Here is a 23013-nt window from a genome sequence, read left to right as displayed (position 1 = left end):
GTCATCGCGCGCCTCCCCAGCAGGCGGACTTCTTGCGGGCCATCGTGCAGGAGCCGTTTCTTTCAGCGCACGCCGGGGCGCGGCGCGTGGCGGCCCAGAACACCAGTGCCGCCATGCTGACCGCCGCACCCAGCGCGCAGACGGCATACCATCCGCCGGCCCCGTATGCCGCCGTGGTACCGATGGCGCCCAGCCCGCTGCCCACGGCATAGAACAGCATATAGAGACCGATGAGGCGGCCGGGCGCCTCCGGGCGCGTCCGGACGATCATGCTCTGGCTGGTGACATGCAGCGCCTGCCCCGCCGCGTCAAGCAGCACGATTCCCACGGCAAGTATCCACAGCGACACGTGCAGCTGGGCGAGCGGCCACCAGGCCAGGACCAGCATCACCAGTGCCACCATGGTCGTGCGCTGGCCATGTCCGCCATCCACCCACTTGCCGGCACGCGCGGCCGCCAGCGCGCCAATCACCCCCACCAGTCCGAAGGCACCGATGGCCGTGTGCGGCAGCGAAAACGGCGGCGCGCCCAGCGGCAGCACCAGCGCGCTCCAGAAGATGTTCAGCGCGGCAAACATCAGCAGCGCCAGCATGCCCCTGACCTGCAGCGTGCGCTCGTGGCGCAGCAGCGCGAACATCGACAGGATGAGACGCGGATAGCTCACGCGCACGCGTGGCGGCGCAAGCAATGGCAAGCGATTCCACAGCAGCACGCCCGCCACGAACATCAGCATCGCCGCCGCAAGGTAGACCCAGCGCCATCCCGCAAGATCGCTGACGGCCCCGGCAAACACGCGTGCGGACAGCAGGCCCACGAACACGCCGCTCTGGGCCGCCCCGACCACCCGGCCCTGCTCGTTGGCCGACGCCGCGCTGGCCGCATAGGCCAGCAGGCCTTGCGTCATTGCCGTACCGAGCAGGCCCACCGCCAGCATGCCCGCGAATAGCACCGGCAGCGTCCGCGCCAGACCCACGACCACCAGCACGATGATCAGGGTAACCAGCTGCGCACGCATCAGCCGGCGCCTGTCTATCAGATCGCCCAACGGCACGACGAACAGCAACGCCAGCGCGCTGCCGGCCTGTGTCATCGCCACCACGCTGCCAACGACCGCAAGGTCGATCCGGAAATCGCGCGCCAGGGCATCGAGCAACGGCTGCCCATAGTAGACGTTGGCCACGCTGAATCCGGCCGATGCGGCAAACAGCGCAACCAGACCCCTGGCCAGGCCAGGGCCGCCCTGCCGCGCGGCGGCCTCGATGCGTGATCTTTCCAGCGTGTCTTCCGGTGCCATGGCGCCCCTTATCCAGTTTCAAAACAAAACTGGTTGAATGCTAGGGCAACCAGTTTTAAAATGCAACCAGCATCCCATGCCGAAACCCCATGCCAACACCTTCGACCCCAGCGACATCCGCGACGCCCCTGACGCGCACCAGCCCGAAGCCTCCGGAATCCTGCCCCGTCGCACGGTCACTCGATGTGGTGGGCGACCGGTGGTCGCTGCTGATCGTCCGGGACGCCTTCGATGGCGTACGCCGCTTCGGCGATTTCCAGCGTAGCCTGGGCATGGCGCGGAATATCCTGGCGGACCGTCTGCACAAGCTGGTGGAGGCCGGCGTGCTGGCATTGCAGGCGGCGTCCGATGGCTCGGCCTACCAGGAGTACGTGCTGACCGCCGCGGGCGAGCGGCTGTTTCCGGTGGTGGTGGCCCTGCGCCAATGGGGCGAGCGCCATCGGTTCGCGGCGGGTGAACGCCATTCCACGCTGATCGACCGGCGCACAGGCAAACCCTTGCCGCCCATGCAGCCGTTGGCGAAGGACGGCACCGCCATACGGCCTGCCGATACCGAGGTCCGCAAGCTGAAGCCGGACAGTGGCTCCGGCCGGACCGGCGTATGATGCGTGGCATCCCCTGGCCGCCGGAATGTCCGCGATGACCGACCGCCCTCACCTGTCTCCCAAACTGCATCTGACGGCCACGCACGGCTTTGCGCTGCACAACAGCCGGCAGCCCGCATTCCGGCGCGAATGGCACGAACATGACTGCGGCATGCTGCTATGGCCGCGCATGGGCCGGCTCAGGACGGTGTGGGATACCCCCGGCGATGCGCCGGGGCCAGCGGCGCAACCGGCGACGCCCGCTACGGCGGCACGGTCACGGCGTGCCGCGACGCTGGTGCGCGGTGCCGCGGTACTGCTTCCGGCGTCGACGTCGCACCTCACGGCATCCGAGCATCGACAGCAGCAGCACGGCGAACTCTATCTGCCCCCCGACCGCATGCCCGCCCTGCGGTATGGCGCGATCCGCCTGGACGGGCCCACGGTCGCCATGCTGGAGGCGCTGCTGGCCCCCAACCTGTCCACCCCGAGTGCTTCATGGCTGGTGCGTGCCATCGTCGAGCAACTCGTGACGAGCCAGCCGCTGGCGCATCCTGAAGAGCCTGCATCGATCGCCCATCGCATGGTGTGGCGCTTCACACAGGCGCTGGAATGCGACCAGCCCTTGCCGTCGATCGATGCGGTGGCCAGCGAACTCGGTGTGGCGATTCGACAGTTGCAGCGCGCATGCCAGATCGAACTCGGCACCACGCCCGTGGCGGTCCGCCGGCGCGTGCTGGCGGCGCATGCCAGGACGTTGATCGCGACCGGACACTCGCCCGCGAGTGTCAGCGTGCAGCTGGGCTTTGCGTCCAGCGGCCATCTGCACCGGCTGCTGCGCGAGGTGCCCGCCCCGGCCTAGGCTGCGGCGTTCCTCATGCGCCGGCCACGATCGCTTCCATTTCGATTTCTGTCCACGCACAGTCGGGCAGACTGGCCACGCCCAGCGCGCTGCGGGCAGGCAAGGGCTGATCGGGAAACGCCACGCGCAACACGGCCGACGCCGCGTCCAGCACCGCAGGATGCAGCGCGAACGTGTCCGCCGCACGAATGAACCCGCGCAGCCGCGCTACCTGGATCACCCGCGACAACTCGCCGCCACACGCCTGCCGCAGCGCCGCCAGTGCATTCAGCATCGAGACCTGCGCGGCTTCGCGGGCCGGCATCAGGTCGTCGTCGGTGCGGCACAGGCCCGCCATGGCCACGCCGTGGCGCCGGCAGACCTGACCGGAAATCGACACCCATTGCGTATCGCCAACCGGCACCGCGCAATACGGCGCGTAGTGCCCCCGGGGCGCCGATACCTCCGGCAGCACCAAACCCACGGCCGCGAGCCGAGCTTCCGGCGTGTCTGGCGGCGTGCCCGATGCCTGCGCCGTCATGGCGCGCCCCATGCCGTCCGGCCACTGAGCCAGCAGCCGTGCGCCGCACCCTGGTCGTCGACGCGCGGCGCCACCAGGATCTCCGACGGACTGCCCATGGCATCGCCTTGCCAGACGGCAATGGATGGCGCGACCGCCGCGTCAGCCCCGTTGCCAAGGCCGCCTTCGCGAGCCAGGTAGCCCCACAGTGCGGCTGCGGCGATTCCCGTGGCAGCGTCTTCCGGGTAGCCCGACGATTTCGGAAACTGCCGCGCGTGCACGATGCGCCGGCCATCCGGTTTCGTGGCACCGAGCGCGTATGGATACAGGCCCGTGGAGTCGATCGATTCGCAGAGTGCCTGCATCGTGGCGAAGTCGGGCTGCAGGCCATCGAGCATCGCCACCGAAGGCAGCGCCACCAGCGTCTTCACGCGGCTGGTGGCGGCGTTGGTCGCCGTCCACGCGCCCGCCGGCAAGCGCAACTGCGCGGCCACCCGGGCACTGTCCAGCGCGTCCAGCGCCTGCGTGCGTACCGCCGGCTGGGAGATCCACGCGCATTGCAGCGTGTCGTCCCACCGGGCGTGCACCACGCCGCTCAGGGTTTCGATACGCGCGGTGGGCGCGGTCCACTGCCCCCACTGCCGCAGCGCCCATAACGTGCCGACGGTGGCGTGGCCGCACATCTCCATCTCGTGCTGCGGGACGAAGAAGCGGATGCGCCAGTCGCAGCCGATGGTGCTGGGCAATATAAAGGCCGACTCGTGCCCGTGCGATGCGGCCACCGCCTGCATGGCCGCCGCGCCCATGCCCCGTGCATCGGCAACCAGCGGCACGGGGTTGCCGCCCCGGCCATCGCGCACGAATACGTGGATCAGACTGACTTCACTCACCTGTGGCTCCTACCGATCGCGCGATCGCGCCCCAATAGGGGATGTCCTTCTGTACGGCCGCCTGCAACGCCGCCGGCGTACCCGGCCGGGCCGTGACACCCTTGGCGGCAAGATCTTCCGCCACGGCCTTGTCTCCCAGCACCTTGTTCAGTGCGGCATTGAACCGGTCTACCACGGCTGCGGGCGTCCCCTTGGGGAACGCAATGCCGTACCACAGCTGCTGCTCGAAATTGGGCACGCCCTGGCTGGCGAACGTCGGCACATCGGCCAGCAGCGGCGTGGGCGCGGTGGTGGCGATGGCGGTGATCTTGCGCGCCTTGATGTACGGCGCCAGCCCCACCGGATTGTCGAACATGATCTGCACTTGCCCGCCAATCAGGTCGGTGTAGGCCGGGGACGCGCCGCGATACGGCACGTGCACCAGCGGCACGCCGGCCAGCTTCTGGAACTGCTCGCCCATCAGGTGCGATACGGTGCCCACGCCCACCGAGCCGAAGCTGTGCTGCGTCTTGTCGGCCTTGAGCCTGGCCAGCAACGCCTTGACATCGGTCGACTGCAGCTGGTTGTTGACGGCCAGCACGTATGGCGAGGTGCCGATGAACCCGGCATAGCTGAAGTCCCTGGCCGGGTGGTAGGTCAGCTTGGGATAGATCGCCACGCTGACCGCGTGCGTGCTGGTGGTCACCACGCCGGCGGTGTAGCCGTCTGCCGTGGCGCGTGCCACATAGGCCGAGCCAAGCGTGCCGCCGGCTCCGCTGCGGTTGTCGATCACCACCGGCTGGCCCAGTTCGCGCTGCAGCAGCGGCTGGATCGACCGCACCACCAGGTCGGTGCCGCCGCCCGCCGGGAACGGAACGACGATGACAACGGGCCTGGCTGGCCAGGTCTCGGCATGCGCGGCCCCGAAACAGAGTCCGGCTACGATGGCCAGCAGTGCGCGGTGCGCCGCGCGGGACGGATGGGACAGGATTGACACGGGCGAACTCCTTGTGGATGTGCAGGGAGTCTAGGCACGCGGCGCGCGGGATTCGAACCGGAATGCGACCCGCGCCGATCCGAAATGCGCCCGGCGAGCGCCAGCCCCGCCCCTGAGCACAATGAAAAAGGGCACCCTCGCGGATGCCCTTCGATTCATCGCACGCGGCGCGGGGTCAGAACTTGTGGCGAATGCCCATCAGCACGCCGGTCTGGTTCTTGCCAGCCACCGTGGTGCCGAAGCCGCCGGTACCCAAGTCCGAACCATCCTTGTTCTTCGTGTAGGCCAGGTTCAGGTAGACATCGGTCCGCTTCGACAACGAATAGTCAGCCGAGACGATGAACAGCCACGGATCGGCCCCCGAGTTGCGGAAGTCCTGGTAGTAGGCTGCGCCGGTGAGCGACCATGCCGGAGTGATGTCCCACTGCGCGCCGGCCCAGTACAGGTTGGTGGTCTGCGACGTCGGCGGCGTCATGAAGCGGGCATAGCGGTAGCCCAGGTACGACTTGACCGGGCCGAACTGATACGTGCCGGACACGGCAGCCTTGCGCGTCTTGTCCTGGTCCGTGGCCACTGTGTTGCCGTTCACTTCGTCGTAGACCACGGCGATGGCCAGCGGGCCGCTTTCGTAGGCCAGGCTGCCGCCGAATTCGCGGCCGACCTTGTAGTTGCCCGGCACTTCGCCATTGACGCCCGAGGTGCCGTCCGCACCGGCGCTGTACATCAGCTTGGCGCTGACCGGACCGAACTTGCCGGCGTACTTGATGGAGTTGTCGGCACGCGACTGGAACGCACTGTCCTGGGCGCCGATCGAGTACCGCGTCGAAATGCCCATCGGGTCGAACTGGACGCCGAAGTCATACATCGCAGTCGTATGGCGGCCAAGCGTCAGCGTGCCATAGGCGTTGCTCAGACCGATCCACGCCTGCCGGCCGAACAGCCGGTTGTTCTGGGTGCTCTTGCCATCGTCGACGCTGAAACCGCTTTCCAGCGCAAACACCGCACGCAGGCCCCCGCCAAGATCCTCGGCGCCGCGCAGGCCCCAGCGCGAGCCCGACAGGTTGCCCGATTGCATACGGACCACCGAATTGTTGCCGGCGCCCAGGTGATTGGCGTATTCCACGCCCACATCCGCCACACCGTACAGCGTTACCGACGTCTGCGCGAACGCGCCCCCGGCGAACAGGCCCGCGACGGCCGCTACCATTCCTACTGCTTGCTTCTTCATGACGCTGAGGTCTCCCCTCTCGTTGGAAAATCATCATCGGCCTGGGCAATGCCGGCCTGTGTTCTTCTTGCGCTGCCGCCACCCCGTGATGCGGCATGACGCCATCCGGTCTGCAACACCATGCATCCCGATGGCAATTTGGATGTATTTAAACAGATACAATACATCATATAGTGACGCATGTGACACCTATCGGGGTTATCCCCGAGGTGCGGACGCAACAAAGCTTGTTGCGCGGGGCAGGTCTCGTATTACGGAAAGGAGCGTGGGGTTGAGCGTCCCGGGCGGTACACGACTGCCCGACGTGCCGAGCAGCCGCGGCCGCGCCGGCATCAGCCAGTAACGGCGCCAGTCGCCCGGCATCGGTGCCTCAGAGGCTATCGTCCCCGGCCGCCGGGTTGCGGAAATGCGCCCGCACCAGCCTGGCGGCGGCTTCCCAGAGCGCGGGGGCGCCAAGCGCGATGGTCGGCCCGTAGCGGGAAACGACCTGCGCTTCATCGAGCCCAGGCGCAATCCATGTGCCGCCGCCGGTGGCGACGTTATGAAGCAGCGGCTGAAAGCGGTCCAGCGACTTGGCAAACTTTGCGTCGTCGCTTTCGGCCGCCTCGAATTCCGTCCACAGCCCGCGAAACTCGGCGGCCTGCGCTGCCGGCAGCAACGAAAAGATCCGCTCGGCCGCCCGCTGTTCCCGTTCGGCCTGGCCGGCCTGCATCGACGGATCATGGAACGGCGTGTCGCCGGCATCGATCTCCACGATATCGTGGAGCAGCAGCATCTTGACGACGCGCACCACATCGACCGGTGCGGCGGCATGTTCCGACAGCACGAGCGCGTACATGGCAAGGTGCCAGGAATGCTCGGCACTGTTCTCGCGCCGCGACTGGTCGATCAGCGGCGACATCCGCACCACGCTTTTCAGCCGGTCGATCTCCCGCAGGAATGCCAGCTGTCGTTCCAGGTTGGAGAGGTTCACGGCGCCGACTCGTCCGGCTCGTCTTCCAGCAGGTGCCCGTAGGCATCTATTTCCTTCTGGGTCCGGGCCTCGCTGGCGGCGATCTTGTCGGCCGTGATGTCGCCGTCCACGAACTCGACCGACACCCGGCGCACGCGCGAATCCTTGTCGACGATGCCCTGCAGCACCTTGTCGAACAGCTTTTCCCCAGCCTTGAGGCCCAGCGCCTGCGGCACCAGCACCTTGACCAGCAGGATCTCGTTGTCGTCCGAGGCCTTGGCCACGTCGGCGATGGCTGTCCTGAGGTAGCCCTTCAGCTTGAGCACACTGAGGTTGCCGGGAACCGCCACGTGCGATACCCGAATCCGTTTCTTGTCCATGCGTTACTGCCCGGCTGTGATGTCAACGCGCCGAATATAACGCACGCGCGCCCCACCTCCGGGCTCGGGCGGCCGCCGGGCGCTTCATTAAGCATTCTTAACGGAAGATGCATACGCGAATCATTATCATTTGATGCTCATTTGTCATGACCGGATCGGCAAACCGCCGGTTCCGCCCCGAATGCGTCTGAAAACCCTTGCCGTCGTCGCCGGCACCCTCCTTTCCGCGGCGCCGCACGTGCGAGCCCAGCAAGCCCATTCCGGCGACCCGCTGCCGACGGTGGTCGTCACCGGCACCCGGAGCGAAAAAACGCTGGACGAGACCCCGATCCGTACCGAGGTGGTGGACCGCCATTGGCGAATTTAGCGGCGAAGAGGATTAACTTTGCTTAACGGGCAGCGGCCGTCCCAGGCGCGGATCGGCGCTTCGCCTCCTCCGTCAGTACGGCGGGTTGACCACCACGTATTGCCCGCTCTGCGGCAGATACCAGGTCGAGCCGCATTGCTGGTAGACCATGCCACCGTAGTTGACCGGCACGCAGCTCGGCGGGATGGTACGGGTCATCGAGCCGATCACGGCCGAGGTCATCGCCACCGTTGCGGTGACCGCGGCGGCCGTGGCCACCGGATGGTAGTCGTTATCCCAGCCTCCACCGCAACAGCCGTTGCTGCTGACGTTCACATTTGTGTTGCGGTTGACATTGACGTTGTTGTTCACGTTGTTGACGCTGGTACTGCGCACGTTGTTGGTCCGGGCGTCTGCGCGCGTATTGTTCACCTGCTGCGTCTGCCGCGCCGCACTGGCGTTGGCGTTGGCACCGCCGCCCCCGCGCGCGCCGGCGGCTTGCGCGCCGCCACCCGCGCGCGCGTATGCCGATGGCGTCCAGGCGGGCATCGACAGGACGAGCGCGGCCAGGATCACTGCGAGTTGTTTTCCGTGTACTTGTCTCATGGCAGTGCTCCTCTATTGCTGCTGACTCTGCGCGCTCTGCTGCGACGGCTGCGTCTTCAGTGGAACGAATTCGACCTTCTTCGCGCCGGCCGGCGGCGAGAACACGAAAGCAGAATCCTTGAACTTCGGCTGCAGGTTCCACTTGTAGTGGGTCACCGATTGCGGGCGGGCCTCGTCGGCACGATTGGTAATCACCAGCTTGCGTGGCAGCGGCTTGCCTCCGGACGCAATCCATATCTGCCAGTCGATCTGCCCCTGGCGGAATGCATAGTGGTCGCACAGGTCGCCGCCGATGATGTCCTGGCCCGCATACAGGGCTGACTCGATGTTGTCGGTGGGCGCGGCGGAGGTGCCCCACGTAAAGAGATCGGCGGATGGCAGTTCGACACCGTACCGCGCCCGTAGCCGATCCACGAGAACGCCCAGGTTGTCGGCGAACTCCGCCTGCGAGTAATACTTCTGGTCCGGGTAGTACAACGTTACCGTTTTGCCGTCGTACACCAGATCGCGCTGCGACCGTGCAGACCGCATCTGGGCGCGCAGTTTGTTGGGCCGCACCACGTCCAGGTCCGACGTGGCCGTGTGCTGCAGCTTCTCACCGTCGGCCAGCACGCGCTCGCCGGACAACTCGATAAAGACCTCGAACTGTTTCAGCGTCTGCAGATAGGTCCCCATGTCCTTGAGCGCCTGGATCGACGCCGGATCCACCGTCTTCGCGTCGGTAGCGGCGGGTGCCGTTGCGGCAGAAGTCGAGGCCGGAGGCGTTGCCGTTTTCTGGCTCGGCGGGGGACTGGAGGCCGTGGGTGGCGCGCTGCTACAGGCAGCCAGCGAGGCAACAAGCAAGGTCAGGACCGATTTGCGTGCCATGGTGAACTCCGAAAGGATATTAAGGAGTGCCAGCAAAGACATATGCGCGCGTCGCCCGGCACTCAGCCGCGGCGCATCGGCATGCGCTTTGATGGTTGACTCTGCAGGGCGGGCCCTGGCAAAAGCCAGAGGCAGGAAGCCCGTTGCACGTAGCGGCTGGTGCGCCGCACCTGGAGCGGGTAAAGCGAAACGGCAAGGAACAGCGACCAGACAATCGGGTCCGGGAACGGCGGGAATATTCCGAACCGGAAAATCGCCAATACCGCGAGCAAGGCCGCCTGAATCAGCGCGTCAAGAAAATCTCGGGACAGGGTTTCCCCGGCAGGGGCCGCAGGCAACATGGTTTGTCTCCGTTCTTCTCAGTTGCCGAATTCTGCGCAACAGCGCCACTTCATTCTAGGTCGTGTTATCCCGTTCAGTGCCACTACGTTCGTCGACTGTCTTGCGCGCCATGCACACACCAATTGTCGGGGGCGCCATGCCGGTTATCTCTGCGGTTTATTGAATGCTTCAGCATGGAATCCAAGCGAGCACAGTAAATCACATATAAAATCGCGACATTACAGCCATCGACAGTTTCAATTTTTGGAATCGGTTGGGCGCTCAAGTTTCCGGGCCGCCTGCCGTAAGGGTCCGTACTACCATTGGCTCCATCGGAGCGCCCGTCGCGACCTGGAAATGGGCTACGGCTGGGCTGCCGGCTCGATCGCGCCAGAGTCACGCCGTGCACAACAGGAATATGTGGAGTCGATATGCTGAGATTTGCGACGATTATCTTGCTCTCGACATTGGGTTCGGCTGCGGCGAATGCCGCGCCGGATACGGGCAGCCGGCCCCAGATTCTGAGTACCGAACACGGAATCAGCGATGGCCAGCGTGATGCGACGGTGTTGCACACGCCGCCACCTTCCCGGGCGGGCACCATCGCGACACAACCGAACGCCCCCGCCTATGACCAGCAGGTCAATGGATCTGCACCGTACCCATATATCGTCGCGCCATATATTCAGATACCTGGCAATACGCCGTACCCGAATCCCCCGCGCCCCGTACCGCACGGTCGATAAATCGCGACGAAGCTGGCCGGAAATCCAATGTCCCTTCCCCGGGGGCGGCAAGGGACATTCGACGGCCTGGGATCCAGGGCTACGCCAGCATCAGGTCCAGGTTTTGAATCGCGGCGCCCGATGCGCCCTTTCCAAGATTGTCGAAAACCGCGGACAGCAATACCTGCCCGTGTGCCTTGCTCGGAAATACGCTCAGGCGCAGGTCGTTTGTCCCGTTTAGCGCCTGCGGGTCCAGATGCTTCACATCGCACGCCGCTTCGGGCGGCAGGACATGGACATGTTCCGCCCCGGCATAGTGGCGCGCGAGGCATTCCTGTAGCGTCACACCATTCACGCCCGGCGCCAGTAACCGCAACGCCAGCGGCACCGTCAGCACGATGCCCTGGCGGAACGCACCATAGGCGGGGACGAAAATGGGCGGCTGGCCGAGCCCGGCATGCTGCTGGATCTCGGGCGTGTGCTTGTGCGCAAGCTCCAGGCCATAGACCTGGTATGCAGGCGCGCTGGCGGCTCCCTGCCCTTCATATTCCTCCACGCCGGTGCGTCCGCGCCCGGAGTAGCCCGATACCGCGTGAATGCTGATGGGGTAATCGTCCGGTATCAGCCCAGCCTGCACCAATGGATGCAGCAGGGCAATCGCACCGGTCGGATAGCAACCGGGATTGGTGACCCGGCGTGCCTTTGCGATGCGCTCGGCCTGCTCCGGCCTCATCTCTGGAAATCCGTAGGTCCAGTCCGGCTGCGTACGGTGGGCGGAGCTTGCGTCGATGACGCGAACCGCCGGATTGACAATGGTGGCCACTGCCTCGCGCGCGGCCGCGTCCGGCAAACAGAGGATGGCGATGTCGCAGGCGTTGAGGGCCTCCGCACGACGCCGCAAGTCCTTGCGCTCCGCAGCCGCCAGCGTCATCAGTCTGATATCGGTCCGGTGACGCAGCCGTTCGTGGATCAGCAACCCGGTGGTGCCTTGGTCGCCGTCGATGAAAACAACGGGAGAACTCATACGTGAAATGCTCCGCTAACTTTGGATTGGAAGAAGCAAGACGAAGAAAGAGCCCCCATGTTCGGCGGACCGCTACAATATGGAAAGTTGAATTTCATAACGTGAACATTCAGTTTTCCTGAATCTGGACGCCGACATGCGAGAGATCAGCCTGGACCGCCTGCGCACTCTGGTCGCCATTGCAGAGCGCGGCTCTTTTGCCGAAGCGGCACGTGCCTTGCATCTGGCGCCGCCAACGGTCAGCCTGCATATCGCGGAACTGGAAAACCGCATTGGGGCGCCCCTGCTGTCCCGCAAGCGCGGACATGTCAGGCCGTCGGCGATCGGAGAGGTGCTGGTGGAGCGCGCGCGCCGACTCCTTGCCGATGCGGAGCGGGCGCTGGACGATATTCAGCGCCAGGTGCAGGGCCTTGAAGGGCGCGTGCGGATCGGAGCCTCGACTGGCGCCATCGCGCATCTGCTGCCGCAGGCGCTGGAGGTCTTGCGCCAGCAGCATCCCGCCATCGACATTCAGGTGGCCGTGCTGACCTCGCAGGAAACGCTATCGCGGCTAGCGGATGGGACGCTGGATATCGGCCTCGTCGCACTGCCCCAGCCACCCGTGGCGGGGCTCGTCATCAAGCCCTGGCGGCGCGATCCCGTGATGGCCTTCGTACCCGCGCACTGGCAGTGCCCGGCCCACGTCACGCCAGAATGGCTCGCTGCCCAACCGCTCATTCTCAATGACGCGACCACACGCCTTTCACGCCTGACGGCGGAGTGGTTCGCAACCTCGGGGCATCACCCTGCGCCTCGCATCGAGCTGAACTTCAACGACGCGATCAAGAGTCTGGTGGCGGCCGGTTATGGCGCCGCGCTGCTGCCCCATGAGGCGACAGCGCCAGCACCGGACCAACGCATCGTCATGCGTCCGCTGCGTCCGGCATTGTGGCGTCGGCTCGGCATCGCGCATCGTGCCGGGCATGTCGAGCGTTCCACGCAACACGTACTGGATCTGTTGCGCGATCTGCGACTGGCGTAGGCGCTCCGGGCTGGCAACCGCCGGTCAACCCATGCCGTCCGCTCGAACAGCGAGCGCGAGCCGGCGTTGAAGCGCCATCCCTGGACCCCGGCGGAGCCCAGCGCGTGCTGATACGGTAGGTGCCATAGCCATTGAAGCGGCAGATCGTGGCCCGGGTCCGGCTTTTTTCGAGTGACTTGCGATATGTCTCAGGTTGCGGCTTCCGCTCCAAGAGGGGGTGGACAGACGCCTCGCCCGACTGTCACGTCTCATAGTTAGTGGGATGTGCAACGTAGAAAAATCAAAGAGTTGCGGAGCCCTGTCTCAAACTACCTGGGTCAAAATCTCACAGTAAGCGGGTAAAAGGCGCAACCCGTCTCACAGTAAGTGGGTACATGGTGTGGCGAGGGAACGGGGCTTTGTAAGTTGAGGCTAGCCGCCGAAGGATTGCGGCATCTCGAAGCCCAAGCGCAGGAAGCGTTCGGGTCAGGCTACGGCACCGGCGTCGGGAAATCCAAGGTCCCTTCGCGGCCAGAAACTGTCATTGCCCATCGCTGAACGAATGGCTGCTTTGGCACAGGCAGCAGTCGAGACTTGATTCCTTGCTGGCCCGATTTCCATTAGCGCGACTCTGCAGCTTCCAAACCACTTACTTGCAGCAGATTCCCGCTCGATTAGCCGGATTTTTCTCCGAAGATCTGGCTCTCATTCGGAGGATCGGCTGATACCGGAAACGGAAAATGGCTGAATGCCCTTCGAGCACCCCTCGGTCGATAAAGGAGTGTTGAAGGATGAGTGTTCAACTGTGTCGGCTACCCGACTGAATGCATGAGGGCGGTCGGCCTTCCCGCATTACACCGCTGCCGCAACTGGAAGCCGAAACGGGGCGCCGAGACGATTGAATGCGTTCATGGCGGCAATCGTAATAGTGAGATCAACGAGGTCCTTGGGCGAAAATGCTGCCGATGCGGCCGCATAGGCTTCGTCTGAGGCATGCGTCTCACTGACGCGCGTCACTTCCTCCGCCCAGGCCAACGCGGCCCGCTCTCGCTCGGCGAATAGGTGCGGTACTTCATCCCACACCGGAATCAGCGTGATCTTGTCGATTGACATGGTCTTTCTGAGATCGCGGCTATGCATGTCAATGCAATGCGCGCATCCGTTGATCTGGGAGACGCGGAGGAACACGAGGTGGACAAGCTCCTCGGGGAGATCCGTCTTCTTCGTGACATAGTGGTGGATACCAAAAAGCGCCTTCGCGCCGTCAGGCGCGATCTCTTGCCAGTTCAAGCGGGTCATCTCGGTCCTTTTCTGTTGCTGATGGAGTCTAGCGTCGCGGTCCGCTCGCCCGAGCCGCCTATCGACTTGGGCCGCGATTCATGTCATAACGCAAAGTTACTCCGCCAGGCATTGAAGATACAGGCCCAAAAAGTGGAGAAACGACTGGCCCAAAATGAATCACCCGAATTCACCCGCCGTGCTGTCCATTCTGGTGGACCGCGCCACCGCCGTGCCGATCGGCGACCAGATCCATGCGAGCCTGCGACAGGCGATCGTCGAGGGTCGGCTCGTACCTGGACAGCGTCTTCCTTCCGGCCGGGACCTCGCTGCGCAGCTTGGCGTCGCCCGCGGCACCATCCGTGTCGCCTACGACCGTCTGATCGCCGAAAATCTGGTGTTCGGCGCGGGCTCCGCGGGCACACACGTATGCGCGCGGCTACCTGTCGGGCGAGCCGGCGGCGAAGCCGAACTCGATGGGCCTCTGGCGGATTTCACCCGCCCGTTCTCGAGCGTCCCGCTTCCGTTCCAAATGGGCGTACCTGCCCACGACGCGTTTCCCGCCAAGCTCTGGGCCCGCATGCGGACGCGTGCCGTACGCGCCGATGCCTTCGCTTACACGGCCTATGCTGACCCTCGCGGCGAGCCTGCCCTGCGAGCCCAGATCGCGAGCCACCTGGCCGTAAGCAGGCAGATGCAATGTCATCCGGATCAAATCATCGTTACCAGTGGATACCGGCAGGGTCTGATGCTGGCACTGACCGCCCTGCGCGCGCACGGCCGCAAGGCGTGGCTCGAGGAGCCAGGGTATCCGCTCGGAAGGCGAGCACTGGAAGTGACCGGAGCCGAGGTCGTACCCGTGCCCATTGATGCCGAGGGGCTGCGCGTCGGAGCCGGCGTCGCCAGCGCGCCAGACGCTTTGCTGGCTCTGGTCACGCCCGGCCAACATGCACCGCTGGGCGTCACGATGTCGCCGGCACGCAGGCGCGCGCTGCTCGAATGGGCGGCGACAAGGGGGGCCTGGATCATCGAAGACGACTATCTCGGAGAACTACAGCTCGACGGCCGAGCCGCCCCGGCGCTTGCCGCCGGCGAGGGCGCCGAGCGTGTCGTTCATATCGGCGCGTTCAGCAAAACGATCAGCCCGGCGCTGGGCCTCGGTTTCGTCGTTGCCCCGCGCGCAGTGGCGGAGCATCTGGTGGAGGTCTGCGCCGTGTTGGCCCCGGCGCCGAACCGGACCACCCAATTGGCGGTGACGGAGTTTCTGCGGGATGGGCATTACCTGCGGCATTTACGCCAGATGAAGGCACTCTATGGCGAACGCCGCCGCCTGACGCTGGCGCATGTCAGCGAGTTTCTGCCGGGCACGCTGGTGGCGGGTCTGGGTGTGATCGCACCGCTGCCACAAACCGCCGACGACCGCGTGGTTGTCGGCCTTGCCCGCGCACGCGGCCTCGCACCTTCGGCACTCTCCGCATGGTACCTTCGCCGCAATCACGCGCAAGGCGGCTTGCTACTCAGTGCGACAAACCTGCGGCCTGACAACATCGAGGCCGTGTGCGCGACGCTTGCGGATATCGTTGCTTCATCGAGTCGTAGCCCACATGAGTCCAATGGTCGCGAAGGCGGCGTCGAAGCGTCCACTTTCTAGAGATATCGACGACGGCTAAGGGTCGGAACCGAGGAGCCGTAGCCGCGGCGGGCCTAGCGACCGCGGAACTTCCGCGTGCGGCCATTTTGCGTCAATGGTGCTAGTTAATATGAATGGCCTTTGAGCCCCCAATGCCGGCCACTCATGGCGCAAATCTGCACGCCAAAAGTGCATCTTTGCGCTCTTGCAGCCGGCCTCAGATGTTAGGCTTCAACCGTTCTAAGCCCATCCGTCGGCTCCGCTCTATCTTTTTCCCTAGGAGGTAAGCATGACCACGAATCAAAATTCGCTCGAAAAGAAAACCGCCTATTGGGGTGTTCCGTGGGAGGACGCATATGGCTATGCGCAGGCAGTCCAAGTAGGCGAAGACATCTATGTGTCCGGACAACTGAGCCATGATAGCAACGGACAACTTGTCGCTCCGGCCGCTCTTGACGAAGCAGGGAAGCCTCGCGATTTTTCCACGATGGAAGCACAAATGCGTGCCACGTACGAGAACATCGCCACACTTCTCGGGAAATTCGGTGCAACGCTCGACAATGTTGTAGAAGAAACGCTGTACGTTCTGGACGTCGACGCGGCATTCGCAGCCGCCGGCAAAGTACGCAAAGCAGCGTATGGTACTGAACGCCCTCAATGCGCCAGTAACCTTATCGGTGTCTCGCGCTTGGCCATGCCGCCGCAATTGATTGAGATTGCCTGCAAGGCGGTCTTGCACAAACCGGGCACCTAGCCGACCCGGTTTTTCAGAACCTTCCGATTGGATTCGTTTCGCGGCCTTCGATCAACGCCTTCTGCTTTGCTACCGCCGCAGCACAAAAGCTCATAAACGCTTGGACGCGTCGTGTCCGCCGAATATCGGGATGTGTGAGCAGCCAAAGCTCATCCTCCAGCTCGGGGACCACAGGACCGACGCGGACCAACTCGGTCGTCAAATCGCCCAGCATGCACGGAAGGTAACCCATACCGAGCCCGGCAGCGACCGCTTTGCTCACGGCAGCAACTGAGTCGGAACGGTATGCAATGTTGATCGGTGCAACGCGGCTTTGAAGGTAATGGAATGCTTTGAGCCCCGCCAGTTTCCCGGTGTAAGAGGCCCACGTCATATCAAAAATTCGATCCGCTGCAGGCCGCTTCCGGCGAAATTGAAGGGCGCTTCCGTACGGCGCCCACGCAATGCTCGCAAGCTTTCGCCCCACTAGATTCTCCAATGGACTCCGTGTTGCTCTTATCGCGATGTCCGACTCGTCCCGGGCGAGATCAAGTGTGTCATTTCCGACCAGCACGTCAACTGACAAGGAAGGGTTGCGGGTCCTGAATTCGGCGAGGATTGGAGTCAGGAAATACAGCAACAGCGAATCGCTTGTGGTAATACGAAGGGTACCCAACGGCCCATGTACTGCACCTGCGACCCGTCGGGCTACGCTGACGACATCCAACTCGACACGCTCGCTCAGCTCCCGCAGCTCCACCCCTTCAGGGGTCAGCTTGTAGCCAGCACGTCTCCGGTCAAACAACGCAACGCCCAATGCGGCCTCGGCCTGCGCTACCCGGCGCGAAACGGTGGACGCGTTGATGCCCAATCTTTCGGCGGCAATCGCGCGACTGCCGCACTCGCTTAGCATTTTGATGATGCGGAGATCGTCCCAAGAAAATCGAAGAGCCGCATCACTTATTGCTATTACTTTGCGATCTGGCACAGTTGAGGATGGCATGAGTCTTAATAATGAAAACTGTACGTTAAGGCCTTGCGCAAGCCTTTCGCCGAAAACGCGCATCATCTCACAGTAGGATCACGAATTTGAAGAGAGCTGGTACCGGCGGAGAAGCTGGGCCTGCCGGCCAGAACACAGCTCACCCAAATTTCCTCAACAAACGGTTGCTTCTGGCTGCCTCACTCACGGTACTGAGATAGTTGGCAGGGGAGCGGCTCTGCACGGTCGCTGGGCACGGCGCTCACTTGGCTCCTCCGCCCTACATTGCGGCCGCTCGAGGCGTATGCGCTCGGTGGCCGAGAAGGGTCGCGAACCGCCGATTGAGCTGGACCTAGCCTGTGAATGTGGGTCGACGACGGGGTCCGGCCAGTAAGCGTCATCCGAACTAGCGCATCTGGATGCGCGGTTTCACACTAGGTTTCGGCCTTTCGGAGACACAACGTCTATGTCTTGTTGCATCCTCGCCAGGGGGCGAAAGGACGCGGTAGAACTCCGCGTCGAGGCCACTGGTCGGCAAATATTCCATTAGGCCACCAGCGCCACGATCACCGTTCCCCATAGCGCCAGCAGCACGTTGCCCACCGCATAGGCAACGCCGTAGCCCAATGTAGGCACTGCGCTTTTTGCGGCTTCTTGTACTGCGGCCAACGCGGGGGTTGCCGTCGAAGCCCCTGCGCAAACACCAAGCATGACGCCCGGATGCATCTTCATGAGCTTGTGGCCCACAAATATGCCTGTGAACATCGGAATGCTCACTGTGAGCGCTCCGGCGAGCAGCAATGACAAGCCACTTGACTGCAGACCTTTGACGAAGTCGGGTCCGGCATTCAGGCCGACGATCGCTACAAATCCGGTCAACCCAATGGACTCGAACACCCAGAGCGTCGGCCCCGGAATACGGCCGAAGAGGCGCGGCTGCACTGATCGTAGCCAGCCACACACCAGCCCGCCTAGCAGCACCCCAACGCTAAGCGAGAGGCCAATCTCAATGCCGCCAACGGCAAGCGCCGGGATGCCAACGAGGGCTCCAGCCACGATGCCCAGCGATACCAGCACCATGTCCGTCGCATTGGTTGCACGATCAGCCACGCCAACTTTCCCCACTGCGCCCTCGACACGTTTGACACTGCCCACCAGCGAAAGGATATCTCCACGGTTAAGGATGGTTTTGGGCGAAAGAAGTATCGGCGTGCCCGCGCGCGACACGCGCAGCACAAACACGCCGCGCGCGCCTTCCTCCTGGGCCAGTTCACCGAGCCGGCGCCCGTCAATTGCCTTGGAGGTGATCACCACGTCCAGCGCTTCCACTTCCACGTCCAGCAACGTCCGATCATCAATCTCCCGCAAACCAGCACCCGGGCCTTCCATGCGCTCGACCAACAAGGTGCGTCGACCTGACACACTGAAGGTGTCGCCGGCACGCAGGACAGTTTCCGGCGTGGCGTCCGTCATGACGCCATTGCGGCGAAGACGTTCGATAAAGAGACGCTCCTCACCCATTGCCGCTTCCAGCTCGGCGATCGTTGCGCCTGCCAGCGGCGATCGATCGCCAATGCGATAGGCGCGCAGTTCGAACTCGCGCCGGCTCGGGATTGCCTGCGTCGCGTTGCCTTCCATGCTGGCTTCGAGCTCGCGGCACACCGCGGGGAGATCCACACCCAGCAATCTAGGCGCGAGTTGACCGAGAATCCACGCTGCACCAATCACACCCACCAAATAGGTGACCGCAAAGGCAACGGGAACCTGGTTCGTCAAGACCTGCCGCTGGGCTTCCGACAAGGCCAGCCGCGAAATGGCGTCGCTCGCCGTTCCGATGGTGGCCGATTCTGTCAGCGATCCGGCCACCACGCCCGCCGCGGTACCTGCCTGGTATCCGAACAGCTTGCTGACGACGAATGCGATCACAAGCCCAGTCGTGGCGACGATCGCCGCCAGCAGCGCCTGCTGCAGACCATCGCTGCGCAGACCGCGAAAGAACTGTGGGCCGGTGCGAAACCCGATGGAAAACAGGAATAGCAGAAAGAAGCACTGCTTCACTTCACCGGAAATCTTGAGGCCCAATTGCCCGACCAGCACGCCAGCGAGCAGCGTTCCGGTGACGGCGCCCAGCGTAAAGCTGCCAATTTTCAGCTTACCAAGCGCGTAACCCAAGCCCAGCACCAGGAAGAACGTGACTTCCGGATGAAGACGAAGTACATGCTGGAACCAGTCGAACGCTGCAATCATTGCGAACTCCACGGTGACCTACTAAGCGACGCACGAGGCTCACTCGATCCCAATAGGTGTCACGGAGGATCCAGGGATTGCTGAAGACTTAGGAGGTTCTGGGGGACAACGCGGATCAGCCCGCCGCGCGGGCTGTCAATATCCGAAATCAGGGACAACGACAGTGACACCGTCAACGGCACGATCAGCAGCAGAAACAGCTTGGTACCTTCCGCGCGTATGCCATATCCCTGCAGCAGGCTGCTGAAGAACGCGATGATGATCATCAACCCCCAGGCAGAAATGGGGATACGGTTCAGCCAGGCTGCCTCGGTATAGCCCTGCGAATTGATGACATCATTCATACCTGCCACGGCCAGCGCGGTGATCGGGTTGGGTGCAGCGCCGGCTGCGTCTCGCACCAACCGCCACATCTCCGCTTCGACACGCGCGGTCTTGTTTTCTATTTCTTGCACCTTAGCTCGATCGCGCGTCTGGTAATAGAGGATGCGCTGTTCGAGGTATTGACCGAGCAGCCTCTTGATGGCTGGCGCGTCGGCCGCCATCAACTCCGCCCTGAGATACTCGGTGCCAATCGCATTGGCCTCTTCTTCTTCCAGATTCTTGCGCTGATCGTATCGGCCTACCGCCATCGACAATGTGAACCCGATCAGCAACGCAAGAAGCGTCAGCGTGGCGCCCTGGATGATGTTGAAGTCATCCCGATTCTCCTTGGCAATTGGCCAGATGCGGCGTAGAAAAAGCGCCCCGATGGCCGTGGCGACGCCCATGAACAACAACAGTACGACGAACAGAATGGCCGGGTGGCGAATCAAGTCGTGCATACATCCTCATCTGGTATCGTCTTATCCGCGGAACAGGCGCGCTCGAGCGGTGACCCTATCGGACTCAGTACGGCGGATTGACCACCACGTACTGCGATCCCTGCGGTTGATACCAAGTGCCTCCGCATTGCTGGTAGACCATGCCGCCATAGTTCACGGGCGCACAATTCGGCGGCACGGAGCGGACCATCGAGCCGACTACGGCCGAAGTTACGGCTACCGTCGCCGTCACGGCCGCCGCCGTTGCAACCGGGTGATAGTCGTTGTCCCATCCACAGCATCCACCGTGATTGTCGACATTCACGTTGACGTTACGATTCGAGTTCACGTTGACGTTGCGGTTGGTATTGACGCTGTTGACGCTGGTGCTACGCACGTTTTTGGCGCGCGCGTCCACCCGGCTGTTGTTGATTTGGCGCCCGCCACCACCTCCGCCGCCGGCATGAGCGCCCGCCATATGTCCGCCACCGCCACCCCCGGCGTGTCTCCCGCCCGCATGACCACCGCCCGGGCGGGCTTCCGCCGTAGGCACCCATCCCGATGCGACTAGGACGAGCGCGGTCACGCAAACCATCGAAAGCTTGCCGAATGCGTATGTCATCGCGGGCTCCTTAGCGGGACTTTAGGGGAACGAACTCGGCGGCCTTGGCGCCCGCCGGCGGCGTGAATGCAAAGGTGGTATTGCCGAACCTCGGATTCAGGTTCCACTTGTAGTACGTGACCGACTGCGGCCGTGCATCGTCCGAGCGATCCGTGATGACTAGCTTGCGCGGCAACGGGCGCGGGCCAGCAGAAATCCAGATCTGCCAGTCGAACTGACCTTGCCTGAACGCATAGTGGTCGCACAGGTCGCCAGCGATAAAGTCCTGTCCGGCGTTCATCGCCGATTCGATGTTATCGACCGGGGCGGCGGGCGTACCCCACAGGAACAGGTCCGCAGAAGGCACTTCTATGCCATAGCGTTCGCCCAAGCGATCCACGAGTGTGCTGAGGTTGTCGCTGAACTGGGCCTGCGAGTAGTACTTCTGATCAGGCTGGTAGAGCGTCACTGTCTTGCCGTCGTAGATCAGGTCACGCTGCAGACGGGCACTGCGCATCGTTGCACGCAGTTTGTTGGGCCGAACGACGTCGAGATCCGCGATCGCGCTGTGCTGCAGCTTCTGCCCGTCCTGCAGTACGCGCTCGCCAGTCAGGCTGATGCCGACCTCGAACTGTTTGAGGGACTGCAGGCTCGCGCCCATGTCCTGCAATGCCTTGATGACCGCCGGGTCCACTGCATTGGCATCGGGCTTTGGCGCCGGCGCCGTGGCGGCGGGCGCCGCGGCGGCGACCGGCGGATTATCCGGCGCCTTGGCTGGCGACGGGGGTGCACTACTGCAGGCCGTCAGGGCAACAGCGAGCAGACCAAGTACCGGTAAGCGTGCCATGAGTACACTCTCCAAGCGATGTACAGCCGTTGGTGGAAGGACAGCGAGCACGGGCGTGTCCCCGATCAAATCCTTGCGTGTGCTCCCGATGCGTGGCGTGCGAGTCGCGATGAACCGTGCGGAGCGCTACACACCTACAGAAGAACTGTCAATAGTTTGAGCAGCGTTGCCTTGATAGGATACTGACCAGCCACAAGCAGAAGCATGGGTAGAGCCGCCGGAAGCGCGATGGCGAACAGTACGTACTTGTTGACGATCACGACCCGAATTTTCGTCACAGACTCGTAGATGGTCTGCGTATCCGCAGTGGCGCCTAATTCTGGCGCATTGAGCATCTCGTCATCATCCAGGCCATCGTTGCCTTCCAGCCAACGGCCTTGAACCTTCCGACCATGTTCGGCAAGCAAGACACCGTAGTCGAGCATCGCTTGCTTCTTCATGAGCATCAGTAATGGGGTAAAGCACAGCAACGGCATGGCTACCAGTAGTATTAGCACGACGACCAGCAGTCCCATTTGAATGTAAAGGGACGGCACGGGTGTGTCGTGGTAGGCAACAAGATGGGCCCAGGAAGCGGCCACAACCGCCGACACTGCAAGCGTGAACGGTGCGAATGCTGCCGGCATGCGCGCCAAGAATCCTAACCCTCCTACCCGATCAGGATGCGTTGGCACAAGCTGAAGCGGTAGCCGCGCAAGCCGGCCAAGGACGACGGCGGCAAGACAAAGCCGCCAGACCCACGCAAGAAGCAGCACGGAGAACACTGGCCTCACCACCAGCAGAAGCCACCACGCGCCAAATGTTCGTGCCGACCGCTCGCCCGTCCACGCGATCTCGTCGGGGTTCGGTGACGCCAGGACGATGGCCGTCCAGGCGATAACCAATCCACCGATTACCACCCACGGGTAGAAGCGGTCGCGCAAGCGGGAACCGGCCTGGATCACCTCCCGGAAGCCAGGAACAAGGCTTGGATCGACAATCCCGGTGCGTACGAACTGAGTCAGGCACAGCGGTACCAGCGTCTGGACAAGTGCTTCGCCCACGATCATCAGTGGGATGGCAACCAGGCATCGCACATGGATGCCAAAGTGACCCAGCATGGGCTCGTCAGGCCCACCAGGTAACATTCGCCCCGTTGACCATGCCCAGATGACAAGCGGCAGCCAGCACAACATGCTGTAAAAGACGGCGCGACGTCCAATACCAAGCCCTGTGGCCGGGATCAGTCCGATGCGCCGTTGGAGGTGGAACAGCAGGTCATTGCGGACGAGGGAAAAGTCCAGCCCCTCCACCATGCCGCGATATCCGGTGCCTTGAGAAATCGCGCTCATCGCCAGC

The 23013-nt window shown here is 63.4% G+C and carries 24 protein-coding genes; 6 read left to right on the top strand and 18 right to left on the bottom strand.

What is annotated here, in order from left to right; all coding sequences use genetic code 11:
* Position 1 precedes the first annotated feature (1 nt).
* Positions 2-1228 carry an MFS transporter gene (locus tag BLQ58_RS12345; RefSeq protein WP_254775932.1) on the bottom strand — a complete coding sequence of 409 codons (1227 nt, stop codon included), beginning with the start codon at positions 1226-1228 and terminating at the stop codon, positions 2-4.
* 155 nt (positions 1229-1383) lie between these two features.
* Here BLQ58_RS12345 and BLQ58_RS12340 point away from each other — a divergent pair, with 155 nt between their 5' ends.
* Together BLQ58_RS12340 and BLQ58_RS12335 are read left to right on the top strand one after the other, a co-directional pair.
* A complete protein-coding gene (locus BLQ58_RS12340) occupies positions 1384-1899 on the top strand; it encodes a winged helix-turn-helix transcriptional regulator (RefSeq protein ID WP_092598155.1) in 516 nt (171 codons plus the stop codon).
* A 34-nt stretch (positions 1900-1933) separates the two neighbouring features.
* Positions 1934-2740: a helix-turn-helix transcriptional regulator gene (locus BLQ58_RS12335; protein WP_029051680.1), complete on the top strand. Its 807-nt coding sequence runs from the start codon at positions 1934-1936 to the stop codon at positions 2738-2740.
* Between the two features lie 13 nt (positions 2741-2753).
* On the opposite strand, the gene BLQ58_RS12330 is transcribed toward BLQ58_RS12335, so the two are convergent.
* The 6 genes from BLQ58_RS12330 to BLQ58_RS12305 form a co-directional block, all read right to left on the bottom strand.
* Entirely contained in the window at positions 2754-3260 is a 507-nt protein-coding gene (locus BLQ58_RS12330) for a RidA family protein (protein ID WP_049815997.1), read from the bottom strand.
* Complete coding sequence (locus BLQ58_RS12325) at positions 3257-4129, bottom strand: PhzF family phenazine biosynthesis protein (RefSeq protein WP_029051681.1); 873 nt, start codon at positions 4127-4129, stop codon at positions 3257-3259. Before BLQ58_RS12325 ends, BLQ58_RS12330 begins: the two co-directional genes overlap by 4 nt.
* Complete coding sequence (locus BLQ58_RS12320) at positions 4122-5105, bottom strand: Bug family tripartite tricarboxylate transporter substrate binding protein (protein WP_092598152.1); 984 nt, start codon at positions 5103-5105, stop codon at positions 4122-4124. The genes BLQ58_RS12325 and BLQ58_RS12320 overlap by 8 nt, the downstream gene beginning before the upstream one ends.
* A gap of 175 nt (positions 5106-5280) precedes the next feature.
* A complete protein-coding gene (locus tag BLQ58_RS12315; RefSeq protein WP_029051442.1) occupies positions 5281-6333 on the bottom strand; it encodes a porin in 1053 nt (350 codons plus the stop codon).
* A 370-nt stretch (positions 6334-6703) separates the two neighbouring features.
* Positions 6704-7306 (bottom strand): HD domain-containing protein, encoded by a 603-nt coding sequence (locus BLQ58_RS12310; RefSeq protein WP_029051443.1) that lies wholly within the window; start codon positions 7304-7306, stop codon positions 6704-6706.
* A complete protein-coding gene (locus BLQ58_RS12305) occupies positions 7303-7665 on the bottom strand; it encodes a hypothetical protein (RefSeq protein ID WP_029051444.1) in 363 nt (120 codons plus the stop codon). Before BLQ58_RS12305 ends, BLQ58_RS12310 begins: the two co-directional genes overlap by 4 nt.
* Positions 7666-7846: 181 nt before the next feature.
* Here BLQ58_RS12305 and BLQ58_RS12300 point away from each other — a divergent pair, with 181 nt between their 5' ends.
* Positions 7847-8032 (top strand): hypothetical protein, encoded by a 186-nt coding sequence (locus BLQ58_RS12300; protein WP_029051445.1) that lies wholly within the window; start codon positions 7847-7849, stop codon positions 8030-8032.
* 72 nt (positions 8033-8104) lie between these two features.
* Here BLQ58_RS12300 and BLQ58_RS12295 read toward each other — a convergent pair whose 3' ends face one another.
* From BLQ58_RS12295 to argC, 4 genes are all read right to left on the bottom strand, one after another.
* The gene (locus BLQ58_RS12295) at positions 8105-8617 is read right to left on the bottom strand and encodes a hypothetical protein (RefSeq protein ID WP_029051446.1); all 513 of its coding nucleotides are present in this window, start codon (positions 8615-8617) and stop codon (positions 8105-8107) included.
* A gap of 12 nt (positions 8618-8629) precedes the next feature.
* A complete protein-coding gene (locus tag BLQ58_RS12290) occupies positions 8630-9484 on the bottom strand; it encodes a DUF2092 domain-containing protein (RefSeq protein WP_049815950.1) in 855 nt (284 codons plus the stop codon).
* 62 nt (positions 9485-9546) lie between these two features.
* Positions 9547-9825 (bottom strand): hypothetical protein, encoded by a 279-nt coding sequence (locus BLQ58_RS12285; RefSeq protein WP_029051447.1) that lies wholly within the window; start codon positions 9823-9825, stop codon positions 9547-9549.
* 805 nt (positions 9826-10630) lie between these two features.
* Entirely contained in the window at positions 10631-11554 is a 924-nt protein-coding gene (gene argC / locus BLQ58_RS12275; protein WP_029051448.1) for an N-acetyl-gamma-glutamyl-phosphate reductase, read from the bottom strand.
* 136 nt (positions 11555-11690) lie between these two features.
* Here argC and BLQ58_RS12270 point away from each other — a divergent pair, with 136 nt between their 5' ends.
* Positions 11691-12575 carry a LysR family transcriptional regulator gene (locus BLQ58_RS12270; protein WP_029051449.1) on the top strand — a complete coding sequence of 295 codons (885 nt, stop codon included), beginning with the start codon at positions 11691-11693 and terminating at the stop codon, positions 12573-12575.
* A gap of 831 nt (positions 12576-13406) precedes the next feature.
* On the opposite strand, the gene BLQ58_RS12265 is transcribed toward BLQ58_RS12270, so the two are convergent.
* Entirely contained in the window at positions 13407-13853 is a 447-nt protein-coding gene (locus BLQ58_RS12265) for a carboxymuconolactone decarboxylase family protein (protein ID WP_092598146.1), read from the bottom strand.
* Positions 13854-14007: 154 nt separating this feature from the next.
* Between BLQ58_RS12265 and BLQ58_RS12260 the strand changes: the two genes are divergently transcribed.
* Both BLQ58_RS12260 and BLQ58_RS12255 read left to right on the top strand, forming a co-directional pair.
* Complete coding sequence (locus BLQ58_RS12260; protein WP_092598143.1) at positions 14008-15483, top strand: MocR-like pyridoxine biosynthesis transcription factor PdxR; 1476 nt, start codon at positions 14008-14010, stop codon at positions 15481-15483.
* Positions 15484-15751: 268 nt separating this feature from the next.
* A complete protein-coding gene (locus BLQ58_RS12255) occupies positions 15752-16216 on the top strand; it encodes a Rid family hydrolase (RefSeq protein ID WP_029051618.1) in 465 nt (154 codons plus the stop codon).
* Positions 16217-16229: 13 nt separating this feature from the next.
* Here BLQ58_RS12255 and BLQ58_RS12250 read toward each other — a convergent pair whose 3' ends face one another.
* From BLQ58_RS12250 to BLQ58_RS12225, 6 genes are all read right to left on the bottom strand, one after another.
* Positions 16230-17264: a LysR family transcriptional regulator gene (locus BLQ58_RS12250; RefSeq protein WP_217635995.1), complete on the bottom strand. Its 1035-nt coding sequence runs from the start codon at positions 17262-17264 to the stop codon at positions 16230-16232.
* A gap of 459 nt (positions 17265-17723) precedes the next feature.
* Positions 17724-19424 carry an aspartate-alanine antiporter gene (gene aspT / locus BLQ58_RS12245; protein ID WP_092598140.1) on the bottom strand — a complete coding sequence of 567 codons (1701 nt, stop codon included), beginning with the start codon at positions 19422-19424 and terminating at the stop codon, positions 17724-17726.
* Positions 19425-19483: 59 nt separating this feature from the next.
* Positions 19484-20248 carry a bestrophin-like domain gene (locus tag BLQ58_RS12240; protein ID WP_029051655.1) on the bottom strand — a complete coding sequence of 255 codons (765 nt, stop codon included), beginning with the start codon at positions 20246-20248 and terminating at the stop codon, positions 19484-19486.
* Positions 20249-20312: 64 nt separating this feature from the next.
* Positions 20313-20849: a hypothetical protein gene (locus BLQ58_RS12235; protein ID WP_029051656.1), complete on the bottom strand. Its 537-nt coding sequence runs from the start codon at positions 20847-20849 to the stop codon at positions 20313-20315.
* 10 nt (positions 20850-20859) lie between these two features.
* Positions 20860-21675, bottom strand: a complete 816-nt coding sequence (locus BLQ58_RS12230; RefSeq protein WP_029051657.1) for a DUF2092 domain-containing protein — start codon at positions 21673-21675, stop codon at positions 20860-20862.
* 134 nt (positions 21676-21809) lie between these two features.
* Positions 21810-23006 (bottom strand): hypothetical protein, encoded by a 1197-nt coding sequence (locus tag BLQ58_RS12225; RefSeq protein WP_254775918.1) that lies wholly within the window; start codon positions 23004-23006, stop codon positions 21810-21812.
* Between the last annotated feature and the right edge of the window lie 7 nt (positions 23007-23013).

Origin of the sequence: Ralstonia sp. 25mfcol4.1, from assembly GCF_900104095.1 — a bacterium.
In the GTDB taxonomy this organism is placed as follows: domain Bacteria; phylum Pseudomonadota; class Gammaproteobacteria; order Burkholderiales; family Burkholderiaceae; genus Cupriavidus.
The sequence above is the reverse complement of the archived record's forward strand: the minus strand, read 5'-3'. Positions and strand labels throughout refer to the sequence as shown.

Bases quoted from the DNA above. Each gene is read 5' to 3' on its own strand.
- BLQ58_RS12265 (WP_092598146.1), bottom strand. From the start codon at position 13,853: ATGACCCGCTTGAACTGGCAAGAGATCGCGCCTGACGGCGCGAAGGCG.
- BLQ58_RS12270 (WP_029051449.1), top strand. From the start codon at position 11,691: ATGCGAGAGATCAGCCTGGACCGCCTGCGCACTCTGGTCGCCATTGCA.
- BLQ58_RS12235 (WP_029051656.1), bottom strand. From the start codon at position 20,849: ATGACATACGCATTCGGCAAGCTTTCGATGGTTTGCGTGACCGCGCTC.
- BLQ58_RS12290 (WP_049815950.1), bottom strand. From the start codon at position 9,484: ATGGCACGCAAATCGGTCCTGACCTTGCTTGTTGCCTCGCTGGCTGCC.
- BLQ58_RS12225 (WP_254775918.1), bottom strand. From the start codon at position 23,006: ATGAGCGCGATTTCTCAAGGCACCGGATATCGCGGCATGGTGGAGGGG.
- BLQ58_RS12330 (WP_049815997.1), bottom strand. From the start codon at position 3,260: ATGACGGCGCAGGCATCGGGCACGCCGCCAGACACGCCGGAAGCTCGG.
- BLQ58_RS12305 (WP_029051444.1), bottom strand. From the start codon at position 7,665: ATGGACAAGAAACGGATTCGGGTATCGCACGTGGCGGTTCCCGGCAAC.
- BLQ58_RS12260 (WP_092598143.1), top strand. From the start codon at position 14,008: ATGAATCACCCGAATTCACCCGCCGTGCTGTCCATTCTGGTGGACCGC.
- BLQ58_RS12340 (WP_092598155.1), top strand. From the start codon at position 1,384: ATGCCAACACCTTCGACCCCAGCGACATCCGCGACGCCCCTGACGCGC.
- BLQ58_RS12240 (WP_029051655.1), bottom strand. From the start codon at position 20,248: ATGCACGACTTGATTCGCCACCCGGCCATTCTGTTCGTCGTACTGTTG.
- aspT (WP_092598140.1), bottom strand. From the start codon at position 19,424: ATGATTGCAGCGTTCGACTGGTTCCAGCATGTACTTCGTCTTCATCCG.
- BLQ58_RS12300 (WP_029051445.1), top strand. From the start codon at position 7,847: ATGCGTCTGAAAACCCTTGCCGTCGTCGCCGGCACCCTCCTTTCCGCG.
- BLQ58_RS12285 (WP_029051447.1), bottom strand. From the start codon at position 9,825: ATGTTGCCTGCGGCCCCTGCCGGGGAAACCCTGTCCCGAGATTTTCTT.
- BLQ58_RS12315 (WP_029051442.1), bottom strand. From the start codon at position 6,333: ATGAAGAAGCAAGCAGTAGGAATGGTAGCGGCCGTCGCGGGCCTGTTC.
- BLQ58_RS12230 (WP_029051657.1), bottom strand. From the start codon at position 21,675: ATGGCACGCTTACCGGTACTTGGTCTGCTCGCTGTTGCCCTGACGGCC.
- argC (WP_029051448.1), bottom strand. From the start codon at position 11,554: ATGAGTTCTCCCGTTGTTTTCATCGACGGCGACCAAGGCACCACCGGG.
- BLQ58_RS12295 (WP_029051446.1), bottom strand. From the start codon at position 8,617: ATGAGACAAGTACACGGAAAACAACTCGCAGTGATCCTGGCCGCGCTC.
- BLQ58_RS12255 (WP_029051618.1), top strand. From the start codon at position 15,752: ATGACCACGAATCAAAATTCGCTCGAAAAGAAAACCGCCTATTGGGGT.
- BLQ58_RS12335 (WP_029051680.1), top strand. From the start codon at position 1,934: ATGACCGACCGCCCTCACCTGTCTCCCAAACTGCATCTGACGGCCACG.
- BLQ58_RS12250 (WP_217635995.1), bottom strand. From the start codon at position 17,264: ATGATGCGCGTTTTCGGCGAAAGGCTTGCGCAAGGCCTTAACGTACAG.